The following is an 18,158-nucleotide window of genomic DNA, read 5'->3' as shown; positions in this document are numbered from 1 at the left end:
CGTGCATCGCCGGAGCATCAGGGTCGGCCCCGGAGACTCCCCTGATCTCCACACCCCGGCCCTTCGAACGCTCCCCCGGCCCCCTCAGGGACCGATATCAGGGTCCGGCCAGGGTCGTGCCGACTGCCGCCACGGCGGCTCGCCCGTCACCATGGACCCATGACCGATCACCAGCACGCCGCGACGGGTCCGGGACCCGCCTCCGGCTCGGGCGCGCCCGAGAGGGAGGAGGCGACCGCCGCGCCGCGGGAGCCTGCCGGCGACACCGACCCGGCGCACGCGGGCGAGCGCTTCCGGCGCGACCGCCGGCACCAGATGCTGGGCGGGGTGTGCGCGGGGCTCGGCAGGCAGTGCGACATGGACCCGGTGATCTTCCGGATCACGCTCGCGGTCCTGTCCGCCACCGGCGGCATCGGCCTCATCTTCTACGGCTTCGCCTGGCTCTTCGTCCCCTACGACGACCAGGAGGAGAACGAGATCCGCCGGCTGCTGACCGGCCGGGTCGACGGCCACACCCTGACGGCCGTGCTGTTCGCCCTGGTCGGCTGCGGCGTCTTCCTCACCATGCTGAACAACGACGGCGTGCTGAGCTTCGCCGTCATACTCTCCCTGCTGCTCGCCGGTGCCGGGTACTGGTCGCGGCGGCGCGGCGCGCCCGGCCCCGACCACATCGCCGCCCAGGCCGTCGCCGACGCACCGCCGGAGCCCCAGGCACCGCCCGCCCCCACCGCCTTCCCCTCATGGTGGCGCGACCCCATCGTCAAGGACGGCACCCACGTCGGCGGCACGGGCTACCTGTGGGGCCCCCGGGACTCCCGGGACCTGGACATCGCCGCCGCGGTCAACATCGGCCTCGACTCCCGCGCCGGCGTCCGCGACAGGACGTACGCACCGCTCCCGCGGCCGCCGAAGCCGCGCGGCCCCCGCGCGATCGGCGGCCGGATCTTCCTTCTCGCCCTGCTCGCGGCCGGTCTCGGCACCGGCCTGACGTGGGAGGCGCACCCTCTCGGCACCAGCCTGCAGACCGGTCTCGCCTGTGCGCTCGCCGTCTTCGGTCTCGGCGTGGCCGTCAGCGCGTTCCTCGGCCGCACGGGGGCGGGATCGATCATCCTGGCGGTCATCACGGCGGGCCTGCTCGCCGGCGCGACGGCCGTGCCCCGGGACATCGGCACCGACTGGACCCGCACGACGTGGGAGCCCACCTCGGTCGCGCAGATACGTCCGGTCTACGACCTCGGAGCGGGCGAGGGCGAGCTGGACCTGTCCGCGATACGCGTCCCCGCGGACGACACCGTCTCCACACGGGCCGATGTCGGCCTGGGCCGGATCCACGTGATCGTGCCCCGGGACGTGACCGTGAGGCTGAGCATCGACGTGGGTGTGGGCGACATCCAGTTGCCGGGTGACCAACAGAAGGACGTGGACGTGGCTCCGGGCAAGCACAAGAAGGTGACCCTGGAACCGCCCGCCGGCGCCGAGCAGGCAGGCACGCTCGACATCGAGCTCCAGGTCGGAGCGGGACAGGCGGAGGTGAGCCGTGCTACGTCATGAGTTCCAGCCCGGCAGGCTGGTCGCCGGCACGTTCCTCACCCTCGCCGCGGTGATCTACGGCGGCGACGCGGGCGGCGCCTGGGAGACCCCGTGGTTCGTGGTGATCCCGGTCGTCACGGGCGGGCTCTGTCTGGCCGGCGCGGTGGGTTTCCTGACCGGCCGCGTACGCGGCCGCCGCGACAGGGCGCGCCCCACGGCGTGACGTGGAGCTACCGGTAGTCACCCGTCCGCTGACGTCGCCGCGCTCGAAGGGCGGCGTCCAGGGACAGCAGCGGGGCGCCCGCCAGCACCAGCGGGATCCAGCCCATGAGGTACGGGAGGTCGTTGCCGTAGTAGTAGGGATCGGCGGCCCAGCTCACGGTCAGCCACAGGCTGAGGGAGATCAGCGCGCCCCCGAGGGCGGCCAGGCGGGTGAGCAGACCGAGCAGGGCACCGATCCCGACGGCCAGCTCCCCCAGGGCCATGGCGTAGCCGAAGGCGACGGGGCTCTTCAGCGCCATGTCGACCATCGCGGGGATGGCGGAGGAGTCCCGGACGACGCGCATCATGTCGCCGATGGAACCGGCGCCGGCGTCCTTCATGAAGGCGCTGTCCGTCAGTTTGTCCAGGCCGGCGTAGAGAAAGGTGATGCCGAGGAAGATCCGCAGGGGCACGAGGGCGTAGCGGGTGGCGGTGTCCCGCCAGTCCCTGTCGCCGTCGAGGTGCGGGGGGTGGTGCGTGTGCGTGCGCATCCCGTGAGTCATCGCTGTGTGCCGCCCTTCACTGCCGCGCCGGGGCCTCCCCAAAGACCATACGTATGACGAATGATCGCGGCTCAACCCTCTGCACGGGCTTTTCCTCGGTGGACCGGAACGGGGTTTCCGTGCGACACCCTCACGACTCACCCCGGCGCTGGGGGCGGCCGGGGGCTGCGCGGCCCCGCGCCTACGGGGTGCCGTCGCGCCCACTCTCCCCCATCGCCCCAGCGGCACGACTGCCCGCGGAAGCGGCGGCGGGGCGGCCGGCAGGCGCCTACGGCGGGAAGGGGGCGGGGCGGGGGTGTGCGCCCGCAGCGGCTGGTGCGAGTCAGCACCCCGCACCTCCACCGGGCGACCCGGTCGCGCCGGTCCGAGGACGGACACCCCTGACCCGACCCCCACCCACCACCCGAAGGCGCCACGCGCACCCCCGCGCACCCCCACCGCAGGCCTACGACCTACTCCGTCACGTCGATCGTGTACCGGTTCGTCTCCACGCCCGCTGCCGTGACCACCTGTACGTCCACCCGCCCGGGCTCGACCTCCGCGGGCACCGGCACCGTCAGCAGCGCGTCCGTCGGGTTGTCGAACCCGCCCGTGACCGGCACCAGCGGCACATGCACATGCACCGCCCCCACCCGCACCACCATCCGTGACAACCGATCAGCCCCCTGCGCCCCCACCGGCACGAACCCGGCCCCCCGGATCTCGATGTCGTCACCGGTACGGATCGGCGCGTCCAGATCACCCGCCTCGCGCGCCCGCACCACCGAAAGGATCACCGGGCGCCCGCCCTCCGCGTACTTCCCCGCGAGATACGTCCCCGCCGACACCAGCACGACCACCGCCAGCCCCCACGGCAGATCCGGCACCTGATCCGGCTGCCGGGCCAGCCGCACCGCCGCGAACGCCAGAGCGACACCGCTGATCACGACGTACTGGATGTCGGCGAAACTCCCCCGTCCGCCGTCGTCGGTCAGCAGATCCGCCGCCCTGGGCCGGTGCGCCCGCACCTTCTGCAGCCGCTGCCCCTGCACCCGCAGCCCCACGACCCGCCGCACCAGCACGGCGATCCCGCAGACCACGGCCAGCACGGTCACCACGCCCGCGGCGCGGGCCAGTTCGAGCCCGTCGATCAGCGCATCCCGCTCCCGGTTCCCGGAGGCGGCCGCCAACTGCCCCACCAGGACGAGCACCGCGAACGCCAGGAACAGCACCCAGCCCCCGGCCACCGCACGGGACGTGGAGAGCCGGTTGTCCTCCCCGATCAGCGGCGCCAGCGCTCCCCCACGGGCCCGGTGGAACCACGACGCGGCGGTCAGTGCCCCGGCCACCAGCAGCGCGGCCAGCAGCCCGGCGGTACGCGCGACGGTCCACCCCGCACCGATCGCCGTGAGCGCCTGACCGAGGAGCAACAGGACCACCGTCGCCCAGATCACCACCGCCGTGCGCTGCCACAGCCGTTCCAGCCACGCCGCGCCCTCGGCCCGTCCCCGCTCGGCAACGGCCTCCGCGGCCTGGGTCAGTTCCTCCGAGACCCACTGACGGGAGGCCGAGGGGGAGTGGGCCACCGCGGCCGGCACCCCCTGCCCGGCCGCGAACTCGTCGCGCTTCAGCAGAAACGCGGCGACCGCACGCCGATGCCCCTCACGCGCCCCGTGCGGACAGTCCCCGCAGGTGCAGCCACCCTCGTGCGGGCCCGCCTGCGCGCCGCCCTGCCTCGCCTCCTGCACCGCCACGCCCGAAGCCCGCCCTTCCCCACCGTCGACCACCACGACCCAGCCACGACCCCACGACGATCACCGCCGCCGAACACCACCGACGACCACGGACGACCGCCGCACAACTCCCCTGTGACGAGAGCGAATTGTGCCCTACAACCCGCCCGTCCCGTCCTGCGGGACCGGTCCGTGCGGGTGAATTTCAGGGCGCGGGGTTGACCACCCGCACTCAGCTCAGCAGATCCGGCTCGCTCCGGGTGATCTCCTGCCACATCGGCTGGTAGTTGATCCACGCCACGAGGTCGCCGCCGAGCTGCTCCCGCGTGGCGACCGCCTGCCGGTGGTCGATGAGGACGGGCCGGCCCGCCGCCCTCGCGGCGAGCTGCACCTGACAGGACCGCTCCATCGTCACGAACCACCAGGCCGCCGCGTCCACCGAGTCCCCCACGGTGAGCAGCCCGTGGTTGCGCAGCACCAGCGCCTTGCGGGAGCCGAGCACCCCGGCGATCCGCCGCCCCTCCTCGGCGTCGACGGTGACACCGCTGTAGGCGTCGTAGAGGGCGTGGTCCTCGTAGAAGGCGCAGCTCTCCTGCGTGATGGGGTCCAGCAGGTCGCCGAGGGCGGCGAGGGCGCGCCCGTGCACGGAGTGGCAGTGGGCGACGGCGACGACGTCGGGCCGGGCCGCGTGCACCTGGGCGTGCACGGTGAACGCGGCCTGGTTGACGTGGTGGCCGCCCTCGACGACCTGGCCGTCCCGGTTGGCAAGGACCAGGTCGCTCACGCTGACGTGCCGGAAGGGCATGCCGAACGGGTTGACCCAGAAGCAGTCGCTGAACTCCGGGTCACGTGCGGTGATGTGCCCCGAGACTCCGTCCTCGAAGCCGAGTCGCCCGAACAGCCGCAGCGCGCCCGCGAGCCGTTCCTTGCGGTGCCGGCGCTCGTCCTCGACCGATTCGTGCATGGGCGGCATGGCGAAGCGCAGCTTGTCGGTGGGCAGCGGCAGGGGCGGCGTGGGCCCGTGCATGAGTCCTCCCGCGGGGGGTGTGCGTACGGGGCGGAAGTTACCGGCGGGGCGCGCCGGACGACAGCTCCGTTCCGTAACGCCGGACGGCCGGCACAGTGCGGGTACCCCACCGTCCGGGCATCCGTCACGGATACCCGACACAAGGTGTCCGGTATCCGCGCCACACTGTCCGGATGAGCACCCACACCGGCACGAACTGGGGCGTCTTCACCGCTGCCGAACCCGAGCTGGCGAAGACCGTCGAGGAGCGTTTCGCCGCGTACACCCACCATGTCCTCGCGACGCTGCGCAGGGACGGCTCACCGCGCACCACGGGCCTGGAGGTCCGCTTCCTCGACGGCGAGCTCTGGTTCGGCATGATGCCCGACTCGCTCAAGGCGCTCGACCTGCGCCGCGACCCGCGCTTCGCGCTCCAGGCGAACCCGGGAGAGGGCACCGGCATGGGCGGCGGCGACGTCCGGATCAGCGGCCGGGCGGTCGAGATCCCCGGCGAGGACACGCGGACCCGGGCCAGGTACGCCGAAGAGGTGGAACCGCCGGAGCCGTTCCACCTCTTCCGCACCGAGCTGACGGAGGTCGTACGGACCTTCGTCGAGGACGAGAAGTACCTCGTCGTCCACGTCTGGAAGCCCGGAGAGCCGGTGCGCGTCCTCAGACGGACCTGACGGTGGGGACTACTCCCACTCGATGGTCCCCGGCGGCTTGGAAGTGACGTCGAGGACGACCCGGTTGACGTCCCGCACCTCGTTGGTGATGCGGGTCGAGATCTTCGCGAGGACGTCGTAGGGCAACCGTGACCAGTCGGCGGTCATGGCGTCCTCGCTGGAGACCGGGCGCAGCACGATCGGGTGACCGTAGGTGCGGCCGTCGCCCTGGACACCCACCGAGCGCACGTCAGCGAGCAGGACGACCGGGCACTGCCAGATGTCCCGGTCGAGCCCGGCGGCGGTCAGCTCCTCACGGGCGATGGCGTCGGCCTCGCGGAGCAGGTCGAGCCGCTCCTTGGTGACCTCGCCGACGATCCGGATGCCGAGGCCGGGGCCGGGGAACGGCTGGCGCTGGACGATCTCCTCCGGCAGGCCGAGCTCCTGGCCGACCATGCGGACCTCGTCCTTGAACAGCTTGCGCAGCGGCTCGATCAGCTGGAACTCGAGGTCCTCGGGGAGGCCGCCCACGTTGTGGTGGGACTTGATGTTGGCGGTGCCGGTGCCGCCGCCGGACTCGACGACGTCCGGGTAGAGGGTGCCCTGGACGAGGAACTCCACCGCCGGGCCCTCGTCCGCGATGATCTCGGCCTGGGCCTGCTCGAAGACCCGGATGAACTCCCGGCCGATGATCTTCCGCTTCTCCTCGGGGTCGGAGACGCCCTTGAGCGCGGTGAGGAACCTCTCCTCCGCGTCCACGACCTTGAGCTGGACGCCGGTGGCGGCGACGAAGTCCTTCTCGACCTGCTCGGTCTCGCCCTTGCGCATCAGGCCGTGGTCGACGTACACGCAGGTCAGCTGGGAGCCGATGGCCTTCTGGACGAGGGCCGCGGCGACCGCGGAGTCCACACCGCCGGACAGACCGCAGATGGCGCGCCTGTCGCCGACCTGCTCGCGGATCGCGGCGACCTGCTCCTCGATCACGTTGCCCGTGGTCCAGTCCGGGGCGAGGCCCGCGCCCCGGTACAGGAAGTGCTCCAGCACCTGCTGCCCGTGCGTGGAGTGCATGACCTCGGGGTGGTACTGGACGCCGTAGAGCTTCTTGTCGTCGTTCTCGAAGGCGGCGACCGGGACCACGTCCGTGGAGGCCGTGACGGTGAAGCCCTCGGGGGCGGCGGAGCAGGCGTCGCCGTGCGACATCCAGACCGCCTGCTCGCCCGGGGTGCCCTCGAAGAGGGTGGAGGAGGTCCGGGAGACGTGCAGATCCGTCCGGCCGTACTCACGGGCGCCGGTGTTGTCCACCTGGCCGCCCAGGCTCTGGGCCATGAGCTGGAAGCCGTAGCACATGCCGAAGACGGGGACGCCGGCCTCGAAGATCTGCCGGTCGAGGCGGGGGGCACCCTCCTCGTACACGGACGAGGGGCCGCCGGAGAGGATGATCGCCGCCGGGTTCTTGGCGAGCATCTCCGCGACCGGCATGGTGCTCGGCACGATCTCGCTGTAGACCCGCGCCTCGCGGACGCGACGGGCGATGAGCTGGGCGTACTGCGCGCCGAAGTCGACGACCAGAACGGTGTCGGGCGCGTTGGCAGCGGGAGTCGCTGATGACACGAGGTGCCTTCCGGCGGTGGGGCGGGGGTCTTGTGCCTCCCGATTCTACCGAGGTGGCGGCGGGCCACGTCCCGGGCCGGGGAACGGGCCGGGGAACGGGCCGGGGAACAGTGACCGGCCACGCCGCCGTCTCACCATGCGGCCCGCGTTGGACAGCCGCGGCGGGCCGGGCATACTGGCTCCATGCTCACGCACCCGGCCTTCCTCTTTACCTATGGCAACCGGCCCACCGGCTGCCATGGTCGTGCTGCTTGAGCAACTGACAAGCGACTTCCCAGGCGCCCCGGGCCGACAAGGTCCGGGGCGCCTGGCGTTTCCTCCGGACCTCGCCGCTCCGGGGCGCCGCCTCCACTCACTCATCGAGGAGCCCCGGCATGACCGCCACCACGACCGAGACGACCGGCGCCCGTACGACCGAGGCCGCCGAGCTGATCACCGGCGCCCGCGAGCGGATCGACGCGCTCGACGACCGGATCATCGGCCTCGTGCAGGAACGGATGGCCGTGTCGGCCGTCATCCAGAAGGAACGGATCGCCTCGGGCGGCCGGCGCGTGAACCTCTCCCGTGAGATGGAGATCCTCGCCACCTACCGGGACGCCCTGGGCAGGCCGGGCACCGCGCTGGCGATGACCCTGCTGGAGCTGTGCCGGGGCAGGATCTGAATCCGCGTTCCCGGTACGGACGTACGCACCGTCTCTCACCCGTCCGGCGCGTGACCGGTGTCCCGGCAGCTTCGTTGGTACCGGTGTCCGTGCCGGCCGGGGGCAGGCACGGAGAACCACGCGTGGCTCACCGGAGCGATGAGGCGTACGGATGGTGCGTACGCCGTGGGACCTCGCTCCGGGCACGTGACCGGGCGGCAGGGGACAGCGGCCCGGTCACCCGAGAGAAGGCCGGCCCCCGGGGACGCCCGGGGCCGGCCGACGGGACCGCAGCAGGCCCAGACACCCCTCGCCCTCCTCCGCCCGCCTCGATTCCAGCGATCCACCTTGTGATCCACCTCACATAAGAATTCCGTGAGGTGCGGGACAACCATTCACCGGCGTCATGGATCAAACCACTGGAACCAAGGGCCACACCCGCGCCTCGTACGCGGAGGCCTCCCGCATTCGCTCGTGCCGCGGCCCCGCGGCACACCGGACTTCCCGAGGTCTTCATGAAGCTTCGCCGTGCCCTGGCCGCAGCGGCCGCGACGGCAGCGATAGCCCCGGTCGCCCTGCTCTCGGCTCCGGCCGCGTACGCGACCGACCCCACGCCCACCGTGACCGCGACGGAGTCCGCGACCGGTGACGAGACGACGGGCACGTCTCCCACGCCGACGGCGACCGAGTCGACCGGTTCGGCGGAGCCGACGAAGGAGACCGAGCCGACGAAGGAGACCGAGCCCGGCTCCTCCGAGAGCGAGTCCTCCGCGTCCACGTCCACCTCACCGTCGGCGTCCACCTCCCCTTCGACGAGCGCACCCTCCCCGAGCGCCAGTGAGAGCACCCCGGCGGAGGAGGGGCCCGAGCTCTGCGTGGACGAGGAGGGCAACAGCACGGCCGAGCTCAGCTTCGACCTGAAGAGCGGTCTGGCGGGCCTGCCCGACACGATCGTCGCCGGCAGCGGCTGGAAGGCGTTCTCGTTCAACGTCTCCAACCACGGCGACGAGGAGATCAAGAACATCAAGCCGCTGATCGGCGTCGCCGCCATCGGCTGGAACGAGAAGGACTACTCCGGTCAGATCACCGTTCAGGTGTTCGACAAGGCCACCGGGAAGTGGACCACGCTCGCGGACACCGCGGGCGAAGGCGGCACGTTCGCCGCGTTCTCGCTCGGCGCCGGCCAGTCGGTCTCGTACCAGCTGCGGCTCAGCGTCAGCGGCAAGGTGCCCGACGCGCTCGGCCTCACCGGCGGTCTCGCCGAGTACGCGGACGCCGACGGCTGCTGGCTCGCCGACGACCCGAACGGCTGGATCTACTTCTTCGACATCCTGGCCGCCGGCTCCGACGCCGGTGAGCCGAACGACGCCAAGCCGCAGACCGGCGGCATGGCCGAGCTCGACGAGGTCAGCGACGTGAAGGTCACCGGCAGCCTCGCCGAGACCGGTTCGAGTTCCGCCCTGCCGATCATCGGCCTGGTCGGCGGTGCCGCCGTCGTGGCCGGTGCCGGTGCGGTGTTCGTGGTGCGCCGCCGCAAGGCCGGTGCCCAGGCGTAACACCGCCTCGCCGTGCCGACCGCGCGGCACCCAGGACAAGGGAAAAGGACCTGAGCTCGGAGGGGGGCACAGGTCCTTTTTCCTTTTCTTCTTTCCTTTCCTTCTTCGTCTTCCCGGGCCGGCTACTTCTTCGGCGGCACCGTGGGAATGCCCAGGAACGGCAGTTTCAGCGCGCCGAACGCGTCCGCGGGGACCGCCGGGGACTTCGGCTCCACCGGCTGGAGCCGCCGGTACGACTCGCCCTGCTGGGGACGCGGATCGGCCTCGCCCTTGTTGGGCCAGAACGACATCGCCCGCTCGGCCTGGGCCGTGATGGTCAGGGAGGGGTTGACCCCCAGGTTCGCCGAGACCGCCGCCCCGTCCACGACCGAGATGCCGGGGTGGCCGTAGAGGCGGTGGTACGGGTCGATGACGCCGGTCTCGCGGGAGCCGCCGATCGCGCAGCCGCCCAGGAAGTGGGCGGTCAGCGGCATGCCCGTCAGCTCGCCCACGTTGGAGCCGGCGAAGCCGTTGATCTCGGCGGCCAGCGCGGAGGCGCCGTCCGTGGCCGCCTTGATCTGCTTGGGGTTGGGGGCGCCGTGGCCCTGCCGTGCGGTGAGCAGCCCGCGGCCGGCCCCGGACGGCTTGAGGTAGGTCGTCAGCGAGTTGTCCAGCGACTGCATCACCAGACCGATGATGGTCCGCTCCGACCAGCGGCGGTTGGACAACGAGCGCATCAGCAGCCACGGGTGCCTCGCCACGTTGCCCAGCCAGCCCAGGACACGCGCCGCACCCGAACCGCCGCCCGCGTACGGGACCTGGAGGATGGACAGCCCGCCCATCGAGTTGGAGCCCCTGCCGTAGCGGACCGGCTCGATGTGGGTGTTCTCGTCGGGGTGGATGGAGGACGTGATGGCCACACCGCGGGTGAAGTCGGCCTTCGGCGAACCGGTGGCCTTGCGGTAGCGGCGGTTGTCGGTCTGCGCGCCGACGAGTGCCTCGGAGTTGGTCCGGGTCAGCTCGCCCAGCCTGTCCGAGAGGTGCGGCAGCTGGCCGCCGGCCCGCATCCGGTGCAGCAGCGTCTGGGTGCCGTAGGTACCGGCGGCCAGCACCACCCGGCGGGCGCGGAAGGTACGGCCCCTGCCCTTGCGGCGGTTGTCCGTCGGGAGCGTGGCGACGGCGTACCCGCCCCGTGCGTCCTCCGTCACCGACACCACCGTCGTCATGGGGTGCACGACCGCGCCCGCCTTCTCGGCGAGGTGGAGGTAGTTCTCGTTGAGGGTGTTCTTCGCGCCGTGCCGGCACCCGGTCATGCACTCGCCGCACTCGGCGCAGGCCCGGCGCGAGGGACCGGCCCCGCCGAAGTAGGGGTCGGTCACCTCCTCCCCCGGCTTCGCCTTCACCGTGCCGTCGGCGTCCTCGCCGTCGCCGAAGAAGACACCGACCGGGGCCATGTGGAAGGTCTCGCCCACGCCCATCCGCTCGGCCGCCGCCTTCAGATGCACGTCCGAGGGGGTCATCGTGGGGTTGAGCCGCACGCCGAGCATGCGCCGCGCCTGGTCGTAGTACGGCTTCAACTCCTCCTCCCAGTCGGTGATGTGCCCCCACTGCGGGTCGTCGAAGAACGGCTTGGGCGGTACGTAGAGGGTGTTGGCGTAGTTGAGGGAGCCACCGCCGACACCCGCGCCGGCCAGGACCATGACGTTGCCCAGCAGGTGGATGCGCTGGATGCCGTACATGCCGAGCCGCGGCGCCCACAGGTAGTTCTTCAGGTCCCAGGAGTTCTTCGGCAGGGTCTCGCGGGTGAATCGGCGTCCGGCCTCCAGGACGCCGACGGTGTATCCCTTCTCCGTCAGGCGGAGCGCCGAGACGGAGCCGCCGAAGCCGGAGCCGACGACGATGACGTCGTAGTCGTAGGCGTCTTCAGGCACGGGTGTCTCCTCGTTGGGTTGCGCGTGCGGGTGGGTCACCTGAACCGGAATGCCTTCATCAGGCGGAGGCTGCGGCTCATGAACGCCGCGTACGTCTCGTCGTCCATGCCCAGCGAGGGGGCCATCGGCAGCAACCTCTGGTGGGCGACCGTCTGGGCCTCGGTGTACTTGAGGATTCCCTCGGAACCGTGCCGGCGACCGAGACCGGAGTCCTTCATGCCGCCCATCGGCGACTGGACACTGCCGTAGGCGGGCGCGTACCCCTCGTTGATGTTCACGGTGCCGGTGCGCAGCCGGGCGGCGAGCCGGCGGCCGCGCCGGGCGTCCTTCGTCCAGACGGAGGAGTTCAGGCCGTACGGGGTGGAATTGGCGCGTTCGACCGCCTCGTCGTCGGACGAGAAGCGGTAGACGGAGACGACGGGGCCGAAGGTCTCCTCGGAGCAGACGCTCATGGGGGCCTCGACCCCGTCGAGGATGGTCGGCTCGAAGAAGTAGGGGCCGATGTCCGGGCGGGCCGTGCCGCCGGCGAGGACGGTGGCGCCCTTGGCGACGGCGTCCTCGACGTGCCGGGTGACGGCGTCCAGCTGGCGCTGCCCGACCAGCGAGCCCATGTCGGCGCCGTAGGCGAGGGACGTGCCGAGGCGCAACGCCTTGGTGCGGGCGGCGAAACGCTCCAGGAAGGCGCCGGCGACCGACTCGTGGACGTACAGCCGCTCGATGGAGATGCACAGCTGGCCCGCGCTGGAGAAGCAGGCACGGACGGCACCCGCGGCGGCCTTGTCGAGGTCGGCGTCCTCCAGCACCAGCATGGCGTTCTTGCCGCCGAGTTCGAGGGAGACGCCGACCAGACGGGCGGCGGCACCCTGGGCGACCTCGCGGCCGGTGCGGGTGGAGCCGGTGAAGGAGACGTAGTCGGCGTGCCGGACGACCTCCGGGCCGACGACCGGGCCGTCGCCGAGGACGACCTGGAAGACGTCGGCGGGCAGTCCGGCCTCGATGAGCAGGTCACGGGCCCACAGCGCGGTCAGGCAGGTCTCCGTGTCGGGCTTCATGACGACCGCGTTGCCCGCGACGAACGCCGGGAGCGCGTCGCCGACGGAGAGTTCGAGGGGGTAGTTCCAGGGCGCGATCTGGCCCACGACACCGCGCGGGTGACGCAGCTCGGTGACCTTCGTCAGGGCCGGCATGGCGCCCGCGTGCCGCTTGGACCGCAGGTAGGCGGCCGCCCGGCGGCCGTAGTGGCGGGCCGCGACGGCGACGGCCTGTACTTCCTCGTGGGCGTGCAGCCGCGCCTTGCCGGTCTCCAGCTGGATCAGGTCGAGCACCTCGGCCTGGCGCTCCAGGACCAGGTCGTGGAAGCGGAGCAGGACGGCGGCGCGCTGCCGTACCGGGATCTGCGCCCAGACGGCCTGGGCGGCGCGGGCCGCCTCGAAGGCACCGGCCACGTCCTCGGGGGTGGACTCGGGCAGGTCGGCCAGCTTCTCCCCGGTGAACGGCGTGTGGTTGGCGGTCCGGCCGGAGCCGGCCACGCCCTTGGTGAGCTGGGCGACCAGCTCCGGCGTGACCACGTCGGCGGCGGTGCGGGCGCCCTCCGGGGCGGGGGCGAGGGGGTTGGTGCCGGTGGTTTCCCGGGTCTGCGCGTCCGTCATGAGGCGCAGGGTATGCCCGGGCGAACACTTTGTGTACCCGTCGGTAACGGATTCCCGCAGGGCCCACACACTGCCAGTGAACGCTGGCAACAAACCCCCTGATCAGCGCGTTGATGATCGGACCGGCCCGAGCTGGCTACGTTTCGGTCTCGGTCGGCCCCCGGACGCTGCTGGAGCGCCGCCGCGGAGGGGAGGGTCCCCGTGGGCGCGGGTCAGAGTCTGTGGACGTCCCAGGACGCGAAGACCGTGCGGGCGATCTCCCGGCCCTCCTCGGCGAAGTAGCCCTTGCCCGGGTAGACCACCCACAGCCGGTACATGTCGCCGTCCTTGTTCCGGTAGTACATGACCTGCGCCTCGCGCACCAGCGCCGGAGTGGTGGTCGTCGTGTAGACGATGGTGTTCGTGGCCGCGTCGTGTTCCTTGTACGTCGTCTCGCGCGGCTGCCCCTGGGGCGCCGGCGAGTCGGCGATGCCCCAGCCGTACTCGCCGTCCTTGAGCTCGTTCCAGTGCGCGAACGCCCGCTCCGACGCCGAGGCCTCGAGTTCGCCGTTCTCGTCCTCGGCCTTGAGGTCGCGGTCGGTCTCGACGCGCACCATCCCGCTCGGGTCGGTGAAGGAGACGACCGTCCCGTCCGAGTCGTCGGCGGGCTCGTCCTTGACGAAGTCCGCGGGCACCGCGAGCGCCACGCCCGGCCGGTCCCCGAGGTCGTGCTTCTTCCAGCCGTCGGGCAGGGGGCCCGCGAAGGGATCCGCGACCACGAGGTACAGCGCCACCGCCGCCGCGACCACCGCGGCGCCCAGCCCGATCAGCGTCCTGCGGCCGACGCGGACGCCCTTGCCGCCGGGAGCGGGGAACGGGGTCACCTGCGTGGGCTGCGGCGCGGGCGGGTGGGCGGCCGCTTCCAGTGCGGCGCGGACCTGGGCGGCGTTCGGCCGGCGCGCCGGGTCCTTCTGCAGCAGGGCGGTGATGATCTCGGCCAGCGGCCCCCGGGCGGAGGCGGGCGGTGCCGGCGTCGCGTTGAGCACGGACTGGAGGGTGGCGGGGGTGTTGCTGCGGCGGAACGGCGAGACGCCCTCCGTCGCCGCGTACAGCACCACGCCGAGCGACCACAGGTCGGAGGCGGGGCCGGGACGCTGGCCCAGCACCCGTTCCGGGGCGATGTACTCGGGCGAGCCGACGAAGCCGCCGGTGTCGGTCAGATTGGTCTCCCCCTCGATCTGGGCGATGCCGAAGTCCGTGAGGACGACCCGGTCGTGCCGGCCGAGCAGCACGTTGTCCGGCTTCACGTCCCGGTGCAGGATGCCCGCCGCGTGGGCGGCCTCCAGCGCGCCGAGCACCTCCAGGCCGACCCTGGCCGCCTCGCGTGCGGAGAGGGTGCCCTCGTCCTGCAGCACGGCGCCGAGCGAACGGCCCTGGACCAGCTCCATCACGATCCACGGCCGGCCGTCGACCACCGCGACGTCATGGACGTCGACCACCGCGGGGTGGTCGAGCCGGGCGGCCGCGCGGGCCTCGCGGCGCATCCGCTCGAAGGCGTTGGAACGTTCGCGTTCGGGAAGGTGGTCCGGGACGCGCGGCTCCTTGACGGCGACTTCGCGGTCCACCGTCTCGTCCTTGGCCCGCCACACCGTCCCCATGCCGCCGTGACCGAGCTTGGCGAGCAGCCGGTAGCGTCCGGCGATCAGCGGCCCCGCACCCGGGTCCGGCACGGGCGCCGGCTGCGCGACCACCCGGGTCGGCGCCGCGTACGGGTTGCCCGGGTGCGGCACCCCCGCGGGGGGATGCGGCTTCGGCGGTTGCAGATCAAAACTGGTGGGCTCGTCGGCCCCGCTGCGGGCTCCCCCGTTGCTGCTCATGGTTCATCCATATCGCGCGAGACCCTCACCGATCCACTGTGGACGCCCACCGGTCACAGACCCGTGACCCTCACCGGCACGTATCTCCCTTTTATCGCTCTTTGCGGCTCGGCCGGGAGGAGGCCCCCGGCACCGTGGGCGTGGGCGTCGTCGGGGTGACCGCCGTGGAGCGGGCGTCCGACGGCGGCGTCCGCCGGGGGCTGGTGGTGGTGGGGACGGACGCGGGCGGCCGGGGCCCGGGGGCGGCCGTCTCACCGGGGGGTGTCTCCGGCGCCGTGCTGGTCGGCGTACCGCCCCCGTCGCCGTTCCGGTCCTGCAGCAGCAGCGCCGCGGCCGACACCCCCGCCCCCGCCATCGCGGCGACCGCCAGCGCGGCCACCAGCACACCCTTCGTGGGCTGCCGCCGGACGGGGCGCTCCCCGGCGGTTCCCGGCACGGACGTCTCCGTCCGGCGTGCCGGGAACCGGCGGCGCAGCGGGGCCCGGCCGGACGGCATCGGCTCCAGGGGCGCCGACTCCGGCGTGCGGCCCGTCACGAGGAACGCGGTCAGCATCCGTTCGGCGCCGTCCGCGTCCAGCCGTCGGTCCGGGTCGCGTTCCAGCAGCCCGCGGACCACGGGGAGGATCGGCCCGGCCTCGGCGGGCGGCCGGATCTCGTCGACCACGACCGCGTGCAGGATCCCGCTGAGGGAGTCGCGCCGGAACGGCGACTCGCCGCTGAGCGCCGTGCACAGCAGCGCGCCCAGCGACCACAGGTCGGCCTCCGGTCCCGTCCGCGCGCCGGACATCCGCTCGGGGGCGGTGTATTCGGGGGACCCCACGAACGAGCCGGTCTCGGTGAGCGTGGTCGAGCCGGACACCTGGGCGATGCCGAAGTCGGTGAGGACGACCCGGTCGGTGTCGTCCTCCAGCAGGACGTTGGCGGGTTTGAGGTCGCGGTGCAGCACACCGGCGGTGTGCGCGGCACGCAGCGCGCCGAGCAGGTCGACGCCGATCCGCGCGGCCTCCGCGGCGTCGACCGGGCCCTCGGCGGCGATGCGGTCGGCGAGGGAGGGCCCCTCGATCAGCTCCAGGACGATGTACGGGCGTTCGTCGTCCTCGACGACGTCGTGGACGACGATGATGTTCGGATGGCTCAACTGGGCCAGGGCGCGCGCCTCGCGCAGGGTGCGGTCCCGCTGCCGCCGGGCCTCCGCCGCGGAGAGCGTCTCGTCGAACGGGAGTTCCTTGACGGCGACGCCCCGTCCGAGCAGTTGGTCGGTGGCCCGCCAGACCACGCCCATGCCGCCGCGCCCGATCAGCGCCTCCAAGCGGTAACGGCCCGCGACGACCCGGGCATTGTGCCGCCCGGTCCCGTTCTCCGGCTCCCCCTCGGTCACCATGGGCCCATCATGCCCCACCGGATGTGTCCGCTCCGGTACGGCGATTCGGCCAAGCGGCGCGCGGGCGACCAGGCCACGGGCGTCAGGGCTCGCGCCACCCCTGCAGGATCGTCCGGAACTGCTCGCGGGTCGTGTCCCAGTCGGCGGCCGGGGAGGCCATGTAGAGGGCGTACTCGACGCCGTCGCGAGAGATGTACATCTGGTCGACCGCCCGGTACGGACCCGGGAACTCCGTGTCCTTGGCCAGCGCCGTCCAGCCGTACTCCAGCCGGGCGCCGTCGCGGTCGCGGTAGGTGAGCCGTTGCAGGCCCAGCCGCCGGTAGCCGACCAGACGCCCGCCGATCTGCTGGTCCAGGTCGCTCAGGTGGTCGTACGGGTCGTCGAAGTCGGGAGAGTCGTCGGCCGCGATGCGCAGGAAGTGCCTGCCGCCGTCGGGCGTGTAGTCGACCTGCCGGGTCTCCTCGTCGAAGACCACCCGTTCCCAGTCCTCGCCGGGCAGGACGACGGTGAAGCCGAAGGGGTCGGTACGGCGCACCCAGCCCTCGGGGAGGCCGCCCGTCGACCCGGTTCTCGTGGCGTCGGGCGTCGGAGCGGGCGCGGAGGTCTCGGAGGGGCCGGCCGTGGTACGGCCCCGGTCCCCCTGCTGGAGCACGGCCGCGGTTGCCCCACCGACAATCGCGGCCAGCGCGACGACCAGGGCGATCACCCGTATCCGTGCCTTCCCGCGCGGCGCGACGGCCGGTGGCCCGTACGGCGGTTGCACGGCCGTGGGACCACCGGACCGCGGGTAGGGCGTGGCCGTGCGGGCCGTCCGCGCCCCGGCCTGGGGCGGCAGCGGCACGTGGGCGCCGGCGGCCCGGGTCGCCACGTACTCCTGCGCCGCCCGCGGCCGGCGTCCCTCGGCCGCCTCGGCGAGCATCTGCTCGGCCCGGGCAGCGTCGGGCCGGTCGGCCGGATCCTTGCGCAGGAGCGCGCTGATGACGGGTTCCAGCGGACCGGCGTGCCGCAGCTCGTCGGCCTCCTCCTCGACGACGGCCTGCATGGTGCTCAGCGGCGAGGTGCGGCGGAACGGCGAGCGGCCCTCCACGGCGGTGTACAGCGTCGCGCCGAGGGCCCACAGGTCGGAGGAGGGGCCGGGGTCGTGGCCGCGGACCCGTTCGGGCGCCAGGTAATCGACCGAGCCGACGACCTCGCCGGTGCGGGTGATGGCCGTGTCGCCGTCGATCTGCGCTATGCCGAAGTCGGTGAGCAGCACCCGGCCGTCGCGGGCGAGGAGGACGTTGCCGGGTTTGACGTCGCGGTGCAGCACGCCGGCGGTGTGCGCGGCGCGCAGCGCGCGCAGCACCCACAGGCCGATGCGGGCGGCCTCGCGCGGTTCGACGCGGTCGCGCTCCTTCACCGCGTCGGCGAGGGAGTGACCCTCGACCAGCTCCATCACGATCCACGGGCGGCCGTCGTGCTCCAGCACGTCGTGCACCGTGACGACGGCGGAGTGGTTGATCCGCGCGGCCGCCCGCGCCTCCGCCCGGGTGCGCGCCAGCAGCCTGGCCCCCTCACTGTCGGAGACGTACAGCGCCGCGGTCAGTTCCTTGATGGCGACGGAACGGTGCAGCACCTCGTCGTGGGCGCGCCACACCCGGCCCATGCCACCGCTCCCGATGGAGTCGCCGAGCCGGTAGCGGCCCGCGACGAGCGAGCCCTGCATCTGATTCACGTTGCCCCGCAATGGTCTTGACAGGGTCAGAGTAAGTACCCCGGCCCTTCCTGGGAACCGACGGGGTGCCATGGAGACCGCACTGTGATGGATGTCGCTGTGGGGGCCGGGAGTCAACCAAAACGCCTGCGTACGCGTACCGGTGACCCACGGCGGGGCGGGC

General features: G+C 72.6%; 14 protein-coding genes. 5 read left to right on the top strand and 9 right to left on the bottom strand.

All coding sequences use genetic code 11. The features are described from left to right. Positions 1-159: 159 nt before the first annotated feature. Both BU52_RS27940 and BU52_RS27935 read left to right on the top strand, forming a co-directional pair. The gene (locus BU52_RS27940) at positions 160-1,551 is read left to right on the top strand and encodes a PspC domain-containing protein (RefSeq protein WP_037939593.1); all 1,392 of its coding nucleotides are present in this window, start codon (positions 160-162) and stop codon (positions 1,549-1,551) included. Then, on the top strand, positions 1,538-1,753 hold the full coding sequence (locus tag BU52_RS27935) for a hypothetical protein (protein WP_037939590.1): 216 nt from the start codon (positions 1,538-1,540) through the stop codon (positions 1,751-1,753). Before BU52_RS27940 ends, BU52_RS27935 begins: the two co-directional genes overlap by 14 nt. Positions 1,754-1,760: 7 nt before the next feature. Here the strand turns inward: BU52_RS27935 and BU52_RS27930 are convergent, their stop codons facing one another. From BU52_RS27930 to BU52_RS27920, 3 genes are all read right to left on the bottom strand, one after another. Then, a complete protein-coding gene (locus BU52_RS27930; protein WP_200881315.1) occupies positions 1,761-2,294 on the bottom strand; it encodes a DoxX family protein in 534 nt (177 codons plus the stop codon). A 452-nt stretch (positions 2,295-2,746) separates the two neighbouring features. Next, positions 2,747-4,027, bottom strand: coding sequence for a membrane protein (locus BU52_RS27925; protein ID WP_037939584.1), 1,281 nt, complete (start codon positions 4,025-4,027; stop codon positions 2,747-2,749). A 211-nt stretch (positions 4,028-4,238) separates the two neighbouring features. Next, positions 4,239-5,033 carry a class II aldolase/adducin family protein gene (locus tag BU52_RS27920; protein WP_037939582.1) on the bottom strand — a complete coding sequence of 265 codons (795 nt, stop codon included), beginning with the start codon at positions 5,031-5,033 and terminating at the stop codon, positions 4,239-4,241. Positions 5,034-5,206: 173 nt separating this feature from the next. On the opposite strand from BU52_RS27920, the gene BU52_RS27915 reads away from it, so the two are divergent. Further along, a complete protein-coding gene (locus tag BU52_RS27915) occupies positions 5,207-5,698 on the top strand; it encodes a pyridoxamine 5'-phosphate oxidase family protein (protein ID WP_037939580.1) in 492 nt (163 codons plus the stop codon). Between the two features lie 9 nt (positions 5,699-5,707). On the opposite strand, the gene guaA is transcribed toward BU52_RS27915, so the two are convergent. After that, complete coding sequence (gene guaA / locus BU52_RS27910) at positions 5,708-7,288, bottom strand: glutamine-hydrolyzing GMP synthase (protein WP_037939578.1); 1,581 nt, start codon at positions 7,286-7,288, stop codon at positions 5,708-5,710. 374 nt (positions 7,289-7,662) lie between these two features. Between guaA and BU52_RS27905 the strand changes: the two genes are divergently transcribed. Further along, on the top strand, positions 7,663-7,950 hold the full coding sequence (locus BU52_RS27905; RefSeq protein ID WP_037939576.1) for a chorismate mutase: 288 nt from the start codon (positions 7,663-7,665) through the stop codon (positions 7,948-7,950). Positions 7,951-8,444: 494 nt separating this feature from the next. Further along, a complete protein-coding gene (locus tag BU52_RS27900; RefSeq protein ID WP_037939573.1) occupies positions 8,445-9,485 on the top strand; it encodes an LAETG motif-containing sortase-dependent surface protein in 1,041 nt (346 codons plus the stop codon). A gap of 122 nt (positions 9,486-9,607) precedes the next feature. Here BU52_RS27900 and BU52_RS27895 read toward each other — a convergent pair whose 3' ends face one another. The 5 genes from BU52_RS27895 to BU52_RS27875 all read right to left on the bottom strand — a co-directional run bounded on the left by BU52_RS27895 (position 9,608) and on the right by BU52_RS27875 (position 17,986). Beyond that, positions 9,608-11,395, bottom strand: coding sequence for a GMC family oxidoreductase N-terminal domain-containing protein (locus tag BU52_RS27895; protein WP_037939646.1), 1,788 nt, complete (start codon positions 11,393-11,395; stop codon positions 9,608-9,610). Between the two features lie 35 nt (positions 11,396-11,430). Then, positions 11,431-13,044, bottom strand: coding sequence for a succinic semialdehyde dehydrogenase (locus BU52_RS27890; RefSeq protein ID WP_037939571.1), 1,614 nt, complete (start codon positions 13,042-13,044; stop codon positions 11,431-11,433). A gap of 212 nt (positions 13,045-13,256) precedes the next feature. After that, complete coding sequence (locus tag BU52_RS27885; protein ID WP_037939568.1) at positions 13,257-14,900, bottom strand: serine/threonine-protein kinase; 1,644 nt, start codon at positions 14,898-14,900, stop codon at positions 13,257-13,259. A gap of 91 nt (positions 14,901-14,991) precedes the next feature. Next, on the bottom strand, positions 14,992-16,281 hold the full coding sequence (locus BU52_RS27880) for a serine/threonine-protein kinase (RefSeq protein WP_051858647.1): 1,290 nt from the start codon (positions 16,279-16,281) through the stop codon (positions 14,992-14,994). A gap of 82 nt (positions 16,282-16,363) precedes the next feature. Further along, positions 16,364-17,986: a serine/threonine-protein kinase gene (locus tag BU52_RS27875; protein ID WP_037939566.1), complete on the bottom strand. Its 1,623-nt coding sequence runs from the start codon at positions 17,984-17,986 to the stop codon at positions 16,364-16,366. Positions 17,987-18,158 lie beyond the last annotated feature (172 nt).

The sequence above is a fragment of the Streptomyces toyocaensis genome (assembly GCF_000725125.1).
GTDB lineage: Bacteria > Actinomycetota > Actinomycetes > Streptomycetales > Streptomycetaceae > Streptomyces > Streptomyces toyocaensis.
This window is presented reverse-complemented; position numbering and strand designations above follow the sequence as displayed.